The sequence below is a fragment of the Schaedlerella arabinosiphila genome (genome assembly GCF_003885045.1).
GTDB lineage: Bacteria > Bacillota > Clostridia > Lachnospirales > Lachnospiraceae > Schaedlerella > Schaedlerella arabinosiphila.
Window position 1 is genome coordinate 4,834,548 of record NZ_RHJS01000002.1, and the last position, 18,394, is coordinate 4,852,941.

The following is an 18,394-nucleotide window of genomic DNA, read 5'->3' on the forward strand; positions in this document are numbered from 1 at the left end:
AAGTAGCAAAAAGAACTGTACAGCCCACCCCGCCCTATGCTATAATAAACCTACGGAATAGTGGGGCTGGCTGTCGGAAACGGAGGAATCTATGTCAAGACAGACCACCCAGCAACTTATTACCGCCCTATATCCGAGATTATCCCATGAGGACGAGCTTTCCGGGGAATCCAATTCCATAAGCAACCAGAAAAGAATTCTTGAAGCCTACGCAAAACAGAACGGCTTTACCAACCTCAAATGGTACACGGACGACGGATTCTCCGGGGCGAATTTCCAAAGACCCGGCTTCCAGTCCATGCTTGCCGACATTGAAGCGGGGCTTGTGGGAACAGTCATTGTAAAGGATATGTCACGGTTAGGGCGAAACTATCTTCAAGTGGGAATGTATACGGAAATGATTTTCCCACAGAAAAACGTCCGTTTCATTGCTATCAATGACGGCGTTGACAGCGCACAGGGCGAGAATGACTTTGCACCTTTGCGTAATATTTTTAACGAATGGCTGGTGAGGGATACGAGCAAGAAAATCAGAGCGGTCAAGAGGTCAAAAGGCATGAGCGGGAAGCCCGTCACAAGCAAGCCCGTGTACGGCTACCTCATGGACGAGGACGAAAATTTCATCATTGACGAGGAAGCCGCCCCCGTGGTAAAGCAGATTTACAGCCTATGCCTTGCCGGGAACGGTCCGACCAAGATAGCCCGTATGCTCACGGAGCAGGAAATCCCCACGCCGGGAACGCTGGAATACCGCCGGACAGGGAGAACCCGCCGCTACCACCCCGGCTATGAGTGCAAGTGGGCGGCGAACACCGTGGTGCATATCCTTGAAAACCGGGAATACACGGGCTGCCTTGTGAACTTCAAGACCACCACCCAATCCTACAAGTGCAGCAAGATTATCTACAACAGCGAGGACAAACAGGCAATCTTTGAGAACCACCACGAGCAGATAATCGACAGGGACACATGGGAACGGGTGCAGGAGCTGCGCAAGCAGCGCAAACGCCCTAACCGCTATGATGAAGTGGGCTTGTTCTCCGGCATACTCTTTTGTGCCGACTGCGGCAGCGTCATGTACCAGCAGAGGTATCAGACGGAAAAACGGCGGCAGGACTGCTATATCTGCGGCAGCTACAAGAAGCGCACGGCAGACTGTACGGCGCACTTTATCCGCACCGACCTGTTGACCGAGGGAGTGACCGAGAACCTACGGAAAGTCACCAGCTACGCCGCAAAGCACGAAGCCCGGTTTATGAAGCTGTTGACCGAGCAGACCGAGGACGGGAGCAAACGCCGGAACGCCGCCAAGAAGAAAGAACTGGAAGCGGCAGAAAAACGGATTGCGGAACTCTCCGCTATCTTCAAGCGGCTGTATGAGGACAGCGTGACCGGGCGCATATCGGACGAGCGTTTCACGGAACTGTCGGCAGACTACGAAGCCGAGCAAAAGGAACTGAAAGAACGTGCCGCCGTTCTGCAGGGCGAGCTTTCAAGGACGCTGGAAGCCACGGCGAACGCTGAAAAGTTTATGAAAGTGGTACGCAAGTACACCAGCTTTGAGGAACTCACCCCTACCCTGTTACGGGAGTTTGTGGAGAAAATCGTAATCCACGAATCGGAAGCCCTTGACGGGAAACGCCGGGGGAAGCTCCGCAGACAGGAAATCGAAATCTTTTACTCTTTTGTCGGCAAGGTAGAGTTGCCCGACTAAAGCCCGACCCGTCCGGCAGTCAGCCGGATAGGGAACGGCAAAATTTTTTACACTTCTTTTACTTCTTTATCTCACATGAGCAAAAGCGGAGGGCTTCCCACGCTCTCCGCTTTCTTATATCCATCATGCCACCCAAGTGTAAGATGAAATGTCCCTATTCAAACCTGACCGACTCCCCCGTCCGTCCGGATTCCCTGACCGCGTCCATCAGCGCGAGCACTCTCCTCGTCTCCGGAATCTGCACGAGAAATTCTTCTTCCCCGAAGTATGCCCTTCTGTAATTCTCAAAAAATCCCTTATGCGTTGTATCTGCCAGCGGAACCGGTTCGGTGAGGATCTTTCCCTCCGGCGGAGGGCCGAAGGAGCGCGTGGGGCCTGCTGCCGTCATGGTTCTCTCGCCACCCACATTTTTCAGGAGCCCGGCGGTGCGCACGATCTTTCCCTCCGGAGCAAATCCGTCCAGATAGGCGCTCCCCTGATTGCCTCCTATGAACCAGTGGCGTTCGAACCACTTGTCATGCATCTTGTCTGTGAGGAAATACGTTCCAAGCTCCACTTCCGCCGTAACATGATTGTCAAACCGCATCAGAATTTTGAAATAATCATCCACCTCAAAATTGATGACATTTCTGATATCTGCATAGACGCTGGTGAGCTTTGCCCCCGGCATCATCCACAAAATCTGATCCAGCAGATGCACGCCCCAGTCATACAGCATCCCGCCGCCTTCACTGATCTGTACATGCCAGTCGTGCATATTTCCGTTAAATCCATACAGGCTGCTCTTGATGGTGTACACCTCTCCCAGCGAGCCCTGGTCAAAAATCTCCTTTGCCGTTCGGAAATCCCGGTCCAGCCTGCGCTGATGGTGTACCGTAAATTTTACGCCGCACGCTTTGGTCACGCGCACCATATCATCCAGCTCTTCCAGACTCATTGCGACGGGCTTCTCACAGATGATATCCTTTCCTGCCCGTGCGGCCTGGAGCACCAGGTCATGATGCTGGTTATTATTTGCCGCGATCAGTACCACCTGCACCTCCGGATCCCGGAACAGTTCTTCATTTGAAGTATACCTTTTCAGTCCTTCTTTCACATCCTCAAGCTGTTTTGGATCCATATCGGCAATTCCGACTACACGGAAGCCCTCCGTCTCTGTCAGCATCTTCTCGTGCTCGTGCCCCATAAATCCATGACCGATCAACCCAATTCTGATCTCTTCCATATTCTAAGTCTCCTATACGATCAGCAGTCTTCTCTCATTTACATGGTGCCCAAATTCCGGCATATACATCTTGCTCTCTTCATCCGGGTCCAGCGCGTCCTGCATGATCGGCGGCATATAGGATGAGGTAAAACAGAATCCGAACTTCAGGTCATGATAGCCCTGTCCGAGTCCTCCCGCCTTTTTCACTTTGATCACCGCCGGCTCCGTCACCGCCCAGTGCGTCTCCATATCGGACTTCATTTCCTCAAAGGAAAAATCCTTTCCATGGATATGCCAAACGATCTCTTCTCTTTCAAACCGCTCTCCGTCTACAAAGAGCGTTCCGGGCCGTAACTGGCTTAGGAAAATCCCTCTGTAATAGGGAAGCCTGACCTTAAACTGGAATCCCGTAACCGCTCCGTCCTCTTTTACATTTCTAAAACCAACCGACTGAATTACTTCTTTTTCAAGCATAGCTTCACCTCCTAGTCTCCCAGACAATCTTTCAGCAGAATATGATGTTTTCTCAGTGTCTGGCCTACCTCATATCCCAGATCATATTTGTCGCGTCCTTCATACTCACTCAGCAAATAACCGTCCCATCCCTGCTGCTTCATGATCTCGATTATTTCTCTGTAGGGAATGGTGGTCTCTTCAAAGTCATCGCTCATGTTGTTGAATTTTGCATGACAGCAGTAAATGTAAGGAAGCAGCGGAATGATCTCTTCCGGTTTGCTGGCCACAAAGCCCGGCTGTCTGCGCTCCCCTTCCCGATAAACATTTCGGAATACGCCGAAGTCGATATTGAGCCCGAAATATTTTGTTCCGGTTTTCTCAATAAATTCCACATAATCATGGACCAGCTTGTTGCTCAGATTGGTCGGAGCGTGGATCTCCGGGCACATTTTAATGTTGCATTCCTCCGCTGTCGGGAGCGCCATCTGAATGATCTCGCGCCAGTTTTTTACCGGTGAGAGGTCGCCCGAGATGACCGGCATCTTTGCCCTCATGACCGTAAAGCCAAGCCTGTGGGCCAAACGCAGATCCCGCTCCAGCATTTTGCAGGATTCCTCTGTCGTCAGATCCCGGTCGCCCAGCACATGGGAGTCGATCCAGTTTCCATACTCTACCGGCACGATCTCATATTTGTCCAGCAGCCGGAACCATTCCTCCACCCATTCATCCGACGGATACGGGTATCCCTCAATGTGTGTATTTGCCAGGATTTCCAGGCCGTGGGCACCCATGTCGTACATGTCCTCCAGACAGTCCTCCAGATTTTTGCTGATCCCAAATTCGGCCGAATAACTGTATAATGCAATCCCTCTTTTTGGTCCTTTTTTATCATACTGATACATTTAACCATCTCCTATCTTCATGAACTATTCCAGCGGCATCCCCTTCCAATCTGCGGACAATCCGCTGTTATGCTGCTTCTGCTTATAATGCGATCTCATGTCCCTCTGCCGCTGCCTTGTAGATCGTATCCAGAATCTGGGTCACTACAAATGCCTGCTCCGGTTTTACGAGGGGTTCTTTGTCTTCGATGATTGCTTCCAGCCACTGCTTACACTCTTTGTCCGCCGGTGAGCCGCCGCCCTTTCCTTCGAAAAACGCGATCGCGCCGGTATCTGAGATATGCTCCTCGGTCAGGATTCCGCCTGTGGTTTCATTGATCACCAGGTCATACGCCTTGCCGCTCATGCCTCCGACCATCTCCGCGCCGGCCTTTGTTCCGCACAGCGTTGTGGCTGCTTCGCGGGAATCCTTCACGTTCAATGCCCAGGCAGACTCCAGGAAGATGGTTGCGCCGTTTTCCATTTTCACATATCCAAATGCGGAATCCTCCACCTCATAGGTTTTTGTATCCCATGGCCCGAACATATTTCCCTCGGTGGCTTCCGGAAGGTGTCCCAATTTTTCAAATACAGATCCGGTCACTGTTTTGGGGCTGTAGTTGTCCATACACCACAATGTGATATCCAGCGCATGTGTTCCGATGTCAATCAGCGGTCCGCCACCCTGCTTGGACTTATCCGGAAATACTCCCCAGGTGGGAACTGCCCTTCTTCTCACTGCGTGGGCCTTTGCGAAATAAATATCCCCCAGCTTTCCTTCCTCGCAGACCCGTTTTAACGCCTGCGCGTCTGTACGGAACCGGTTCTGGTATCCGATGGTAAACTTCTTTCCGGACTTCTTCCATGCGTCCATCATCTTCTGCGCGTCCTCGGTGGTCGCCGCCATCGGCTTTTCACACATCACATGCTTTCCCGCTTCAAAAGCCGCCACCGTGATCGGGCAGTGCGCCACGTTTGGCGTACATACATGTACAACGTCGATTGACTCATCCTTCAGTAATTCCTGATAATCGGTGTAAACCTTTGCTCCCTCCGCGCCGTATTTTTCCGCGGCTTTCCGGGCGCGCTCCTCGATGATATCGCAGAATGCCGTGATCTCGCACTTGTCCGCCTGATTCGTCAGCGCCGGAAAATGTTTCTGATTTGCGATTCCTCCGCATCCCACAACTGCTACCTGCAATTTTCCATTTTTCATTTTTTCCTCTCCTTTTTTATTTTTTTCTATTTTTTTCCTATGATTGGCATACGATGAACCAATTTTCTCAGCGTATGAACTGCCATTCCTATTCTGCCATGTTGCGGGCCGTAATCTGTTCTCTGATCTCATCTGCTTCTTTGTCCGTCATCTTCCAGAAGATCAGCGGAAGCAGACCTGAAATGATAAAGAAGATTCCGGGAACCAGATTGGCCGCCATGTTGATTCCGTGCTGTGCCGAAGCTGTAATATCCGCTCCCGCAACATAGCCAAACGCCGCCATGAGCATGACTCCGATGGATCCGCCGAAGGCATTTCCCACCTTGGTCGCAAGTCCGTAAAACGCATACGCTACGCCGTCCGAGCGGACGCCTGTCTTTAAGTCCTGATAGTCAATGGAATCCGCAACCATGGACAATGTGGACGGGAAGCCGAATCCGGGAATCGTAAATAATACGTGTCCGAAGATCACCATGCCGATATTTTCAAAAGGCGTCATAAAGATGATCAGCAGGCCGATTCCTTTTCCAACCAGGCTGGCAACCAGTACGTTCCTCTTTCCGTGGGCGCCGAAGTGACGGATCAAAAACGGCGCGATTGCATTTCCGACGATGCTTCCGATGGAGGGCAGCGTCATAAGCAGCGCCATCAGCGTAAAGTTTCCGAGACAGTCTCTTACATAAAATGCCATGATTCCGATACGGCCCATATTTCCTGTCATCTGGAAAAGCATGGTCAGCACGATAATCATCAGATATTTATTTGAAAAGATAAGCCCCAGGTTCTTGACGATGGAAACCTTTTCCGCGCTTGTTTTCGGCATGATCACTTCTTTTGAGTTCTTAAATACGATAAAGAACATCGGCAGAGAGATCAGCGCAAAAAGAATTGCCGCGATCGTATAGCTCTTTCCGGAAATCGTTTCCGCGCTTCCCGAGATTTTCACCAGGATGATGGAGGACGCAAAGTTGATCGTCATCATACCAACCTGCATTCCGATTCCCCTGATGGAATTTAACTTGTTGCGGTCGCTGTCCTGTGTAGTCATAACTCCCGCCATGGCTCCGTAAGGAATGTTGACCAATGTATACAGCATTCCGGCTCCGATGTAGGTAAATGCCGCCCACACAATGCCGGCTGTCCCGTTGCCGAAAGGCGCCGTAAATGTTAAAACGCTGAACAGTCCGAGAAACGGCGCGCCGAAAAGAATATACGGCCTGAAACGCCCCCATTTTGTATGGGTTCTTTCCGCGATTCCTCCCATCATCGGATCATTGACCGCATCCCAGATCTTTGCGGCCATCAAAATTGTTGAAACGGCCAGAGGCGCAAGTCCCACCACATCCATGTAATACACTGTAAGGTAAGTCCCTACAAAGCTCCAGACCAACTGGCTGGCCAGATCCCCCAGCCCATAACTGAAAATACTTTTCTTCGAAAGTCTTTCCATGATTCCACTTCCTTTCCTTTTGTTTTTTGATATGGTAAGTATAAATCAGAAAACACGGATCTGCTTTCCGCGTGAGAGCCAGATTTCTCTCGATTTTTTGACATTTTTTTCCCGACGAAAAAATCAGGTTAAAAAAACGGCTCTCATTTTTTTAACCTAATTTTTATAGATTGTTAATATTCACTGATGTAGATCATTCTCATTTCATGGGGTTCCATCTCAACCTGGAAGCAAATCCTCCGGTCCTCGCTCCTCACATGCCGGATATAGATTTTGGGGATGCAGATATTTTTCAGATATTGGATCTCTTCCTTCCCCAGCTCTTCCTGGTTGCTGAGGAGCTGCCACTCGTTCTGTATGCTCCCGCTGCTGCTGTTGATCACCTCTTCCTTAATCATGTACTCCTTGTTGTCATCCAATTCCTCAACTGTAAACTCGACCCGCTCTTTTTCTTCGCTCTGGAAGATCTTCGACAGGTTAAAATGTTCATTCTCTTTCTTCATATAATAATAGTAGCTGTATTCCCGATGGTTGAAGCACAGGCAGACGATCCTCTGTGTGGAATCCCTTGTCACGATATAGTTATTGCCGATCTTCAAAACATGTCCCCCCAGCTTGTTTAAGAACTCGAATGCATAAAATGAAGGCTTTTTGATCCCGTCCTTCGTCAAAAGGCCCCCTCCGCCGTATATCAGCTTCCTGGAATCGTAAAAAATATCCACCGCATCGGAGCCATGCCAGAATCCGATCATATCCGCCGTTTTCCAGATACTCAGAATAAATTTGATGATGTATGTCCCTCTTGCGCAGCTATCCTGCACAATATTCCGGTTGGACAGGCTGTTCGACCACTCCGATATGCACATTTGATAGGTCTGCCCTTCCTCTTCCAGTATCCCCCGGATTTTTTCTATAAACTGCCTTGCGTACAGGTAGTCGCTGCCTGATTGAAATGTCCGTTCTCCCATCATCTGGTGGGTGGAATCCACAAAAATTTTTATGGTAAATATTTCCGGAAATATGCCCCTTGCCGACAGCTCATGAACCGCCTCCCGAAACTGTTCTTCGTCAATCCCTCCATGGGGATTGATCCCGGCAATCCTGCTGCTGCCCAGATTCGACTTCACAATCCTCCACCCCGCCTCATAGGCGTCCAGATATCTGTAGTCCTGGCTGTAATAGGGCTCCTTGTTCCAGGGAAATTCAAAAATCCACTGGCTGAGCACATGCTTATCATATCTGCGGACCAGATGCTTCATCAAATGCTCCAGAAGATTTTTCCATTCCTCGATCGTCTTCAGATTATACTGCATGTTCACCGAATATAGCTCGTTGTCATGTCCGGCCATAATCACCCGGTTGCGTTTTCCAAGATCCAGGAAAAGCGGAATCTTATTCTGTACAAAAAAATCAAAAATCCGATCCAGCGATTCAAAGTTAAAATTCTCCCCTGAAAAATCCGTGGTAATCATAAATTTTTCCGAAAACAGATTCCAGATCCGGATATACCGGATGCTTAAGACCTCCCTGAGAAACAAGATATGCTCCTGTATCGCCGCTTCGCAGACCACAGAGGCTTCTCCGATGTCGATGATCTTATTGGGATTCATCCACGGTATATACCCCCGCCGGACATTGATCGTAACCTCCTTGACCGCGGAATCCTGTATTCTTTTTTCAATCCGGTCATACAGGCTTTTTCGCACTTCCTCCACCTTTTCGATTTTCATTGCGTCATTTTTCACAGATTCCTCTATCTGTTTTCTGTATTCGGAAGGGGTGATTCCATACTTTTTCTTAAAATATCGGTTCAATACGGAAGGGGTCGAAAATCCGCTGTCCATGGCGATATTGGTAATGGAGGCGTCTGTTCCCCGAAGCTCCAGCGCAGCGTTCTCTATTCTGACTTCATTCAGGTAATTGATAAAATTCTGTCCCGTTTTCTTTTTAAAATAGCGGGAAAGATAGGTCTCCGACACCTGAAAATGCGCTGCCACATCCGTCAGGCTCAATGGTTCGTAGTAGTAATGATTGATATAATTCAGAATCCGGTCAATCTTTTCACTCATGTGCTCCTTCAGATAGATTTTCAGGCTGTCCTTGTCCATCCTGTAGTCCGCGGTCAGCTTGTGTATGATCTGAAAAAGAAGGCTTGCGATCTCGCTCAGATCCGCATGTTCCATATTCAAATATCGGAGCAGCAGCGTTTCGATCAAGATCCGCAGATCCCTGTCGTCGCGGGATGTATATAATACGGAATTGCAGCAGAAAATAAAATACTCCTCCCGGATCAGTTTTCGGAATGTCCGATAAGGTATCAGTATCCGAAATGCAATCGTATTGCGGGCGCTGCTGTACGCATGCGGCTGGTTCGAATTTATCACCGCGATGTCATCCTTTCCCAGCCGATAAGTCTCCCCTTCCTTTACAGCCGTTTCCCCCTCAACAATATACAGAATCTCTATGTCCTGGTGGAAATGTGTATCCTCATCTGACAGATACAGCAATTCCATGCTGCAGTCCTGTATGTTCTCCTGTCTCATCTTTTACGTCCTTTCTCTGGTTTTTCGTATGAATCGCGCGGTAAACCTGCGGATTTAACCGAACAGTACGGTTCTTCTCTCTTTCCTCCGGCAAAGCTGTGCATGGGTATCTAATTATTTTAACATAATTTTATTATAAGTCCTCTTTCAACTTTTTGCTTTTCATCAGACAGTAATTTCTTAGCAATAATTTTCATATTTCAATGCATGAAAAAAAAGAAGTGCAATATTCGGCATGTGATTATTGCACTTCTTTTTTTATCTTCATATTTTTTATCTGAGTACTCTATCTATCCCTTGATTCCCGTGGATGCGATGCCCTCTACATAATATTTCTGCAGGAAGATGAACATCAGCAGCATCGGAATCGCGGAGATTGTCAGGGACGCCATGATGGGCCCGTAATTGATCGGCTTCGATCCAAAGAAGGTCTGGATCGCCAGCTGTATGGTCCGCTTCTCCTCTCCCGTAACCACAAGCAAAGGCCACATGAAATCATTCCAGTGAGCAACAAAATCCAGAATAAAAATGGTGGCGTATACGGTTCCCGAGATCGGCATGACCACCTGGAAAAATGTCCTGACCGGGCCGCATCCGTCGATAGATGCTGCTTCTAAGAGCTCATCCGGAATATCCAGGAAGAACTGGCGGAACATATAGATGCTGAAACATTTTGCCACAAACGGCACGATCAGAGACGCCCAGGAGTTGATCCAGCCCAGGTCGGCCATCTCCCTGTACATGGGGAGCATGATCGCTTCCGCCGGAAATACCATCAGACTGATCACAAGTGTCAGTAAGAGGTTCTTCCCTTTGAACTCAAATTTTGCCAGCGCGTATCCGCAGATCGAATTTACGAGCAGATCCAGCAGGATGATCACCAGCACATAGAACAGGCTGTTCCCGATGAATTTCCACATATTGATCCTCTGGAAAACTTCCACGTAATTATTCAGGGATGCTTCTGTCGGAATAAACGTAGACAGAGAATTCAGCCCTTTAAAAATCTGCGCCTCCGGTTTCAGGGAGGAGGAGATCATCCAGATCAGCGGCGATACAAATATCAATGCGATCAAAGTATTTCCGATATAAAATGCGGCAGTTCCAAATGTTTTTTTCTTCGTCATAGTATTCACTCCTCTCCGGCCTATTCGGCTTTAATGATCTTCTTCATTCCAAGTGACAGGCTGATTACGATGACAAAGAACACAGCCGCCACCGCGCAGGCATATCCGAAGTTCCGCTTCTGGAAGCCCTGCTCATAGATATAATATACCAGTGTCCTGGTCGAATTTTGGGGGCCGCCCTTGGTCATAACGTAAGGCTGCGTGAATAGCTTCATTGCCTGGATGACCGTGATCATAACGACATATTGGATCACATTTTTCAGTCCCGGAAGCGTGACATAGAAAAAGCTCGCGATCTTTCCCGCACCGTCTATGGAAGCCGCCTCGTACTGCTCCGCGGAGATTCCCTGGAGCCCGGCAAGGAAGATCATCATCTGATATCCGGCTCCCTGCCATGCGGACATGAATATGATCGAGTTCATCGCTGTCTTCGGATCGTTCAGGAATCCGCACGGCTCCAGTCCCAGATTGACCAGCAGCGCATTCAGAAGGCCGCTGTCCGGGCTGGAATTGTACATCACGGTCCAGAGGATCGCAACGACTACCATGGAGGTCACCTGCGGACTGAAATACGCCGCGCGGAAGATGGACACGCCCCTCCTCCGGGAAGAGATCAGGAGTGCCAGCGCTAACGCCAGTACCGTCTGAAAAGGAACAACCAAAATCGTAAAATAGAGTGTATTTTTCACCGCGATCCAGAAATCCTTGTCCCGAAACAGCTCTGCAAAGTTGTTGAATCCGCAGAAAACGATCCGGTCCGGACGCATAATGTTATAATCTGTGAACGCGTATCGAACCGTCTGTAAAGACGGATAGATCAAAAACGCCGCCAGCAGGACAACTGCCGGAAGGATAAATATGTAAGCCGCTTTTCTCTCACTGGCCTTATTGACTGTCTTTTGCATAGCCAATCCTCCTTTTCTTCGTCAATTATTTGCATAATATTTGTTGTAATCCTTGTCCATGGCCTCTGCCGCCGTGTCCAGCGCCTCCTGCGGATCTACTCCGGTAAAGATATTCAGCATTGCTTCCGCAAATTCCGCCGTCAGCACACTGTAGGAAGGGGTTCTCGGTCTCGGATGCCCGGTTTCCATAAGCTGCTCCTTGAAGATGGAACGGGGATATTCATTATATTCCTCAAGCACATCGTAGCTTGAGACCCTTGTCGGCGGCTTGGAGATCGCCTGTGCGTAGGTGGTTACATTTTCCTCCGAAAATAAGAATCTCATCACTTCCTTTACCGCGTCCATATCCTGTACGTTCTTCGTGACTGATGCCGCCCAGTCGCCGGTAGGGGATGTGGGTATCCCGTCTCCGTCCGCCACCGGAAAATACGTGACTCCCCAGTTCAGGTCCGGATAATCCTTCTCCAGTGTCGCCACCTCCCAGGAACCTCCCAGCATGGTCGCTGCCTTACCGTTGTGAAATTCCTTCTGGATCGGGTCTATATTGGCATATCCGTCCTGTATCAGGCTGTTCAAAAACTTCGCCGCCTCTACACCCTCGGCGCTGTTCAGATACCCCTGCGCCGCGCTTCCGTCCTCGTTGACAAAATCCGTTCCGTTGGAGATCCAGAACTGCTCCAGTACATAGGAAAGGCCTTCTCCCTTATCCATGATGATGTTCGTTCCCACGACACCGTCTTTTGTCAGTTTTTTCGCGGCGTCATAATATTCGGACCAGGTCCACGCGTCTTCCCTGCTCTCCGGCACGCTGATACCGGCTTCATCCAGCAGATCCTTGTTGTAGTACAGCGCCACGGAGCTCTCGGTCGCCCCCACCGCGTAGATCTTCCCGTCATAGGTATTCTGCTGCTTGGAGGAATCAAAAAAATCAGCCCACTCCTCCTCCGGGAAGAAATCATCCAGCGGAAGAGTCACCTCATTTGCCGCGTAGATCGATACATTCGGTCCGTCCACATACAGGATATCCGGCAGGTCGTTGGATGTGATCGCCGCGTTGACCTTATCCTCATAGGCGTATGAATCCGCACGCACGATCGCTTCCCGGCGCAGCTCAATCTCGCCTTCATGGGCCTGGTTAAATTCCTCGATCTTGCTGATCCACCATTCCTCAATCGCCGGTTCGTCGCTGGGGCTCCATACGGTGATCACCGATTCCCCCTGTTCGTTTACGCGCTCCTTTGTCTTCCCGCATCCCGTGAAAGCACCTGATACCATCACGGCCGCAAGCAAGGCTGCAATAACTCTTTTTCTCATCTGTCTCGCTCCTTTCTTCTCTTTCCCAGATTGGCTTCCGGTCACTGCTCGTCTGCGGGCCGGCCTTAAGCCCAGATTGACCTCATGCAGAAAACCTCTGCCCTCTTGATACATTCAGGTGTATCTGTATGTAATATGAAACATCCGGCATCTGATGTGTCATAAAACAACTTGGTTCCTGCCGCCTCCCCATCATTTACATAAATCTCGGCAGTACGGCGGTCTACGAATATCTCCAGCTTCTCTACCCGGTCTACATCCGCCGGAAACGTGACATGCTCGCTCTTCACTCCATAGGTCCTGAGCCGGAGCCCTTTCTCATCATAGATGAGAAGCATCCTGCTCCCGCCGTTTTCAGACAGGCAGATGGAAAATGGACAGTCTCCGTCAAATTCCAGCTCTGCCTTGTAGGCATTGGGGGTAATGTCTTTCAGGCTGATCTCCTCCCCATGCCCCTGGTACAGCGCTCCCATCTTCAGGACCTCTATCTCTTTTACCGGAGTCAGATACAGACGGTGATCCCGGATGTGCATTTCTCTGGGGATCGTCATGCTTCCGCAGACGCCGTTTTCCTCCTCCTGATGCTCTCCGTAAAAATCAGAGATCCAGCCGATACTGATCCTTCTGCCATCATGTTCGAAGCTCTGCATCGCGTAACAGTTTCCGCAGAAGTCGAACCATCCTCTGCTCTCCTCTGTAAATATCCCTTCTTTAAAATCTCCCACATGATATCTGCTCATCTGGTATCTGCCGAACGGGTCCTGATGGTGCATCAGAGCTCCGATCACCAGATATTTCCCGTCAAGCTCCATAAAATCCGGGCATTCTACACAGCGGATCCCGTCTTCCTCCTCGGTCAGCAGCGGGCCTGTATACTCCCAGCTCTCCATATCCTCTGATTCATATTTCAGGATCGCCGCCTTTCCCTCCAGGGCGCTGCCGAGTACCATCTGCCATCTGCCGTCCGCCCGCATCACCTTGGGATCTCGGAAATCAGGGGATGCCCCTGCAGGTCTCTCCCCGATGACCAGCTCCTCTTTCGTAAAATGCAGCATGTCACTGCTCTTCATCCTCCACTGCTGCTGCAGGATCTGTTCGACTTTCCCGCGCGGCTCCCTGCTTCGGGTCAGATAGAAGACCACTTCATCCCCCATCACTGCCGCAGAACCGGAAAAGGCTCCTCCATCCAGCTCATCCGGGTATCTCAGTATCTCCTCCTGGGGTTCTAAGGCAACCGGAAGGTGCGTCCAGTGGATCAGATCCCGGCTTGCCGCATGTCCCCAGTACATATGGGACCATTTCTGGCTATGGGGATTAAACTGATAGAACATGTGGTAATATCCCTGAAACCAGCACAGCCCATTGGGATCATTGATCCAGTTCTTCCAGGGTGTAAAATGATATGTCTCCCGGATTGGAGAATCGTACCAGTCCGACTCCCGCATCCTTATAAATCTGCCGTTCTCATCCTGTTCCAGATAGCAGACGCCTTCATCCAGGATATTCTCACATCCGCTCAGATAGCAGATCGAGACCTGACATTCTTCACAAAGGATCTCATACTCCGTATTCTTATCCACCGGGATCTGAATCCATTTATAAGAGGCCTGCCCCGCAGGGATCTCCTGACATTCCCCGTCATTGGAAATCACACGGACGCTTCCTCCTGCCTGTAAAGCCTTGGCAAATATCTCCAGCCTTGTATACTTTCCTGTATTCATCTGTCTCCTCCTTACTTATGTGAAACCGATTCCATACCATTATACTCTTTTATATTTGCTCTTTTTTTTGTATACTTGCTTTGTTTTTCTATATTTTGTGGAACCCGTTCCATAAACGTAATTGTAGTATTGATTGTAAATTTTGTCAATCCTGTATTTCTTTTTTTCTCTTATGGCAGCAAAAAAAGAGGATTTTGTCTTGTGCATTTTGTACAAAATCCTCTTATCTTATTTTTTACTTATCTATTTTCAACAAATCTGCATCGTATTTTTTTCGCAATTTTACCAAAGGTTTTCCTCTATACCGTTCCTCCCCGCTGTATCTCTACATCTAAAATCAACCGGCTCGGTACATTTTTCCTCTGTTCCACCATATCCAGAAGGGCATTCACGGAAATCTCCGCCAATAATTCTACATTTTGCCTAATAGCAGTCAGCTGCGGATACACCATGCCGGAAGGCGCCATGGCGTCAAAACCTATGATGGAGAGGTCTTCCGGCACCCGAATCCCTTTTCTCTGCGCCACATTCAGACAGGCAAGCGCGGCCAGGTCTGAGCCGAAGATCCCGTCAACATCCGGATGAAGCCGAAAAATCTCCTCCGCCATCTTATAATGCGCTTCCCAGCTGAATATATTCCACCCCATCTCTTCCTGAAGCACGGCAACAACCCCGTTCTCTTCTAATATCTGTCTGAATGTCCTGTACCTGTCATTTGCCATAACGTTGGGGGATATTCCTGAGACAAGAAACACCTTTCTCCGGCGGGCCTCAAGCATGAGCTCCGCCGCCAGCTTCCCGCCTTTCGCATGATCACAGCCGATCAACGGGATTCGTGACCCCAGGTCACGGTCAATGGATACGATCGGTTTCGTCTGCTTCTGGTATTCTTCTACCTCAAGGCCGTGGGATGCTGTGATGATCCCGTCCACGATATTTCGCTCAAGCATATCCAGATATTCCTGCTCCCGCCTGCTGATACCCACGGTATTGCAGATCATCGTCTTATATCCCTGTTCATATAACTCCATCTCTATATGCTTGACAAGCGAAGAGAAGAACGGATGCTCCAAATCAGGCACGATCACGCCGACGATCCCCGTTTTATTATGATACAGGTTCCTTGCCAGTTCATTAGGTGTATAATTCAGCTTCTTTGCCGCCTTCTCAATCTTCTTCCTTGTCTCCGGTGAAACGTACCCCGAACCGTTCAATGCCCTTGATACCGTCCCGACCCCTACGCCTGCTTCCTGCGCTACTTCTCTGATACTTGCCATTTTTGTTTCCTCAATTTACTTTTTATGATTGATTCAATTGCCGGGCAGCATTTCATTGATCAGGCTGACCGATCCTCCCTTATCCGCATAGATGTCATTTCTGATACTGGTAAATCCGCTGTTTTGCGGATTCAAATACATGCCTGCGGCACACCACCTCCCACTCAGCCTGTCAAAGACCTGGAAGCAATATCGGTTCTGTTAAAAAGAATAGCACCTGGATTCTTTCCCTGTCAATCACTTTCCGTCAAACCGTGATATTGTTACCAGACCATATGGCTGATCTGCTCCGTAACTGCTTTTAATTCTTTTTCCAGATCTGCCTGCGTCTGCATATCATGAAGCTGCATGGCCAGGCGGATCTGCATATTCAGAGAGCATTGCTGATCCTTTAATAATGTAAACTTTGTCTTCCTGATATCCAGCGAAAGGGGTTCTATCTGATTATTTTCTATTTGATTATTTTCCATATGAAATTCTCCTTTTTCCTGTTTGTATTTATTCTAAGAGGGCTTGTTAAACTCAATTTAAACTCTCTGCTTCTAAATATGAAAAATATGTGAAATCCTCATATTCTTTAGATTCCGTTTAACTTTCTGTGTTACAATTTTCGCAAATAGATCCGTGATGATCAATGTTCAAAATGATATGGAGGACTTCCCATGCTGCAGATTTTAATTGTAGATGATGATAAGAATATACGCCGTTATCTGGCCGCTGTTTTAACCGAGGCCGGATACTCTGTTTCCTGTGCGTACTGCGCCCAGAAAGCGCTGGAGATTATGGAAAATGAAAAGATCGACCTGATCGTGCTTGACATCATGATGCCGGGCATGGATGGCTATGCCTTTGCAAAGCTTCTGCGGGACTGCGGCAGCGATATCCCGATCCTGATGCTCTCCGCGAAACAGCTTCCGGAGGATGTCAAGGAGGGCTTTCTGTCGGGGACGGACGATTATATGACCAAGCCTGTAAACGAAGCGGTCATGCTTCTTCGGATCAAGGCTTTGCTCAGAAGGGCGAAGATCATTTCCGACCGCAGGCTCACGATCGGCACAACCGTACTGGACTATGATTCCATGACTGTAAAAAACAGCGAGGGCAGTCAGCTCCTCCCCCAGAAAGAATTTCAGCTTTTATACAAGCTGCTGTCCTATCCGAACAAAATATTTACCCGCATGCAGCTTATGGAGGATATCTGGGGGCCGGCCTCCGATTCCACGGACGCGACGGTCAGCGTCCACATCAACCGTCTCAGGAAACGTTTTGAAGACTGCAGGGATTTTTCCATTGTCACCATACGGGGGCTGGGCTATAAGGCGCAGGTAGAGGAGGATCTGGTATGAAAGAGCATGCAGAGGAGGCGCTGGTATGAAAGAACAGGCAGAGGAGGATCTGATATGAAAGAACAGGCAGGCGTCCGCGTCAAAATGACGTTGTTAACTACAGGTTTTGTTTTCATCTTGCTGGTTCTGACCATGTCTGCCAGCAATGCGATCATTATTTTCGCCATAAGACACGGCTGGATCAGCGCAGAACCAGGAGCACATTTGAAACCGTTTCTGTTCCAGAGCGGTATCATCAGTATCGTCATCGGCACGACCATTTCCTTTTTTATAAGCCATTTTCCCCTGCGTCCGCTCCATACGCTGATCGACGCGATACACGAGGTTTCTGCGGGGAACTATGATGTAAAAATCCATCTGGAACATCCGAAAGAATTTCAGAAGCTTTCCGAATGTTTCAACCAGATGACAGAAGAACTGGCCGGAATCGAGATGTTCCGTTCTGACTTTATCAACAATTTTTCTCATGAATTTAAGACGCCCATCGTCTCCATCCTGGGCTTTGCCAAGCTGCTGAAGAGCCAGAAGCTGGATGCCTGCCAAAGCCGGGAATATCTGGACATTATCATTGAGGAATCCCGGCGGCTCTCCGAGCTGTCCGCAACCGTGTTAAACCTTTCCAAAGTGGAAAGCCTGACCCTTCTGACGGACAAGACCGACTTTTCCTTGAGCGAACAGATTCGGGAGGCCATCCTGCTTCTGGAAAGCAAGTGGTCGAAAAAGCAGATTGACTTTGATATTGATATGAAAGAGGTCATGATCCGGGCAAATGAGCCTCTCCTAAAACAGGTTTGGATGAACCTGCTGGACAATGCGGTCAAGTTTTCCCCGGAAAAGGGCTGTATTGCTGTGGCTCTGCATTTGGAAAATGGACATGCGGTTTTCACGGTGAAGGATCAGGGGGCAGGTATGGATGAAACGATACAGAAATATATTTTTGATAAATTTTATCAGGGGGATACGTCTCACAATATGGAGGGAAATGGGCTTGGTCTGCCGCTTGTAAAGAGGATTTTAGAACTGCATAAAGGGGAGGTTGCTGTGAGAAGCAGGGCCGGGGAAGGGAGTGTTTTTGTTGTCAGGGTTTTGGTGGATGGGAAGTAAAAAATCCCGGGGGAAGCTGATGGGGAATCAAAATACCAGCGTCGTTTTCCCTGTCAGCATCGGAATTTGATAGCTGTCATTACCTGTTCGACTGTCCATCTCATGGTATCCATCAGATTTTTTAGAAATATTT

Annotated in this window: 15 protein-coding genes; 3 read left to right on the forward strand and 12 right to left on the reverse strand. The window is 49.0% G+C overall.

Translation table 11 applies throughout. The annotated features are described in order from the left end of the window. Positions 1 to 91 precede the first annotated feature (91 nt). The gene (locus EBB54_RS22800) at positions 92 to 1,714 is read left to right on the forward strand and encodes a recombinase family protein (RefSeq protein WP_125129111.1); all 1,623 of its coding nucleotides are present in this window, start codon (positions 92 to 94) and stop codon (positions 1,712 to 1,714) included. 154 nt (positions 1,715 to 1,868) lie between these two features. Here EBB54_RS22800 and EBB54_RS22805 read toward each other — a convergent pair whose 3' ends face one another. The 12 genes from EBB54_RS22805 to EBB54_RS22860 all read right to left on the reverse strand — a co-directional run bounded on the left by EBB54_RS22805 (position 1,869) and on the right by EBB54_RS22860 (position 16,281). Beyond that, on the reverse strand, positions 1,869 to 2,939 hold the full coding sequence (locus EBB54_RS22805; protein WP_125129112.1) for a Gfo/Idh/MocA family protein: 1,071 nt from the start codon (positions 2,937 to 2,939) through the stop codon (positions 1,869 to 1,871). Between the two features lie 12 nt (positions 2,940 to 2,951). Beyond that, positions 2,952 to 3,395, reverse strand: coding sequence for a C-glycoside deglycosidase beta subunit domain-containing protein (locus EBB54_RS22810; RefSeq protein ID WP_125129113.1), 444 nt, complete (start codon positions 3,393 to 3,395; stop codon positions 2,952 to 2,954). A gap of 11 nt (positions 3,396 to 3,406) precedes the next feature. After that, the gene (locus EBB54_RS22815) at positions 3,407 to 4,279 is read right to left on the reverse strand and encodes a sugar phosphate isomerase/epimerase family protein (RefSeq protein ID WP_125129114.1); all 873 of its coding nucleotides are present in this window, start codon (positions 4,277 to 4,279) and stop codon (positions 3,407 to 3,409) included. An 82-nt stretch (positions 4,280 to 4,361) separates the two neighbouring features. Then, a complete protein-coding gene (locus EBB54_RS22820; protein ID WP_125129115.1) occupies positions 4,362 to 5,474 on the reverse strand; it encodes a Gfo/Idh/MocA family protein in 1,113 nt (370 codons plus the stop codon). Positions 5,475 to 5,562: 88 nt separating this feature from the next. Next, positions 5,563 to 6,924: an MFS transporter gene (locus tag EBB54_RS22825; protein WP_125129116.1), complete on the reverse strand. Its 1,362-nt coding sequence runs from the start codon at positions 6,922 to 6,924 to the stop codon at positions 5,563 to 5,565. Between the two features lie 173 nt (positions 6,925 to 7,097). Beyond that, entirely contained in the window at positions 7,098 to 9,467 is a 2,370-nt protein-coding gene (locus EBB54_RS22830) for a GH39 family glycosyl hydrolase (RefSeq protein WP_125129117.1), read from the reverse strand. A gap of 290 nt (positions 9,468 to 9,757) precedes the next feature. After that, entirely contained in the window at positions 9,758 to 10,594 is an 837-nt protein-coding gene (locus EBB54_RS22835; RefSeq protein WP_125129118.1) for a carbohydrate ABC transporter permease, read from the reverse strand. 20 nt (positions 10,595 to 10,614) lie between these two features. Further along, positions 10,615 to 11,499, reverse strand: a complete 885-nt coding sequence (locus tag EBB54_RS22840; RefSeq protein ID WP_125129119.1) for a carbohydrate ABC transporter permease — start codon at positions 11,497 to 11,499, stop codon at positions 10,615 to 10,617. A 21-nt stretch (positions 11,500 to 11,520) separates the two neighbouring features. Next, entirely contained in the window at positions 11,521 to 12,813 is a 1,293-nt protein-coding gene (locus EBB54_RS22845) for an ABC transporter substrate-binding protein (RefSeq protein WP_125129120.1), read from the reverse strand. 65 nt (positions 12,814 to 12,878) lie between these two features. Beyond that, the gene (locus tag EBB54_RS22850) at positions 12,879 to 14,534 is read right to left on the reverse strand and encodes a glycoside hydrolase family 32 protein (protein WP_125129121.1); all 1,656 of its coding nucleotides are present in this window, start codon (positions 14,532 to 14,534) and stop codon (positions 12,879 to 12,881) included. Positions 14,535 to 14,833: 299 nt separating this feature from the next. Further along, on the reverse strand, positions 14,834 to 15,811 hold the full coding sequence (locus tag EBB54_RS22855) for a LacI family DNA-binding transcriptional regulator (protein ID WP_125129122.1): 978 nt from the start codon (positions 15,809 to 15,811) through the stop codon (positions 14,834 to 14,836). Positions 15,812 to 16,074: 263 nt separating this feature from the next. Further along, positions 16,075 to 16,281, reverse strand: a complete 207-nt coding sequence (locus EBB54_RS22860) for a hypothetical protein (protein WP_125129123.1) — start codon at positions 16,279 to 16,281, stop codon at positions 16,075 to 16,077. A 192-nt stretch (positions 16,282 to 16,473) separates the two neighbouring features. Here EBB54_RS22860 and EBB54_RS22865 point away from each other — a divergent pair, with 192 nt between their 5' ends. After that, a complete protein-coding gene (locus tag EBB54_RS22865) occupies positions 16,474 to 17,157 on the forward strand; it encodes a response regulator transcription factor (RefSeq protein WP_125129124.1) in 684 nt (227 codons plus the stop codon). Between the two features lie 54 nt (positions 17,158 to 17,211). Continuing rightward, positions 17,212 to 18,261: a HAMP domain-containing sensor histidine kinase gene (locus tag EBB54_RS22870; protein ID WP_125129125.1), complete on the forward strand. Its 1,050-nt coding sequence runs from the start codon at positions 17,212 to 17,214 to the stop codon at positions 18,259 to 18,261. Positions 18,262 to 18,394 lie beyond the last annotated feature (133 nt).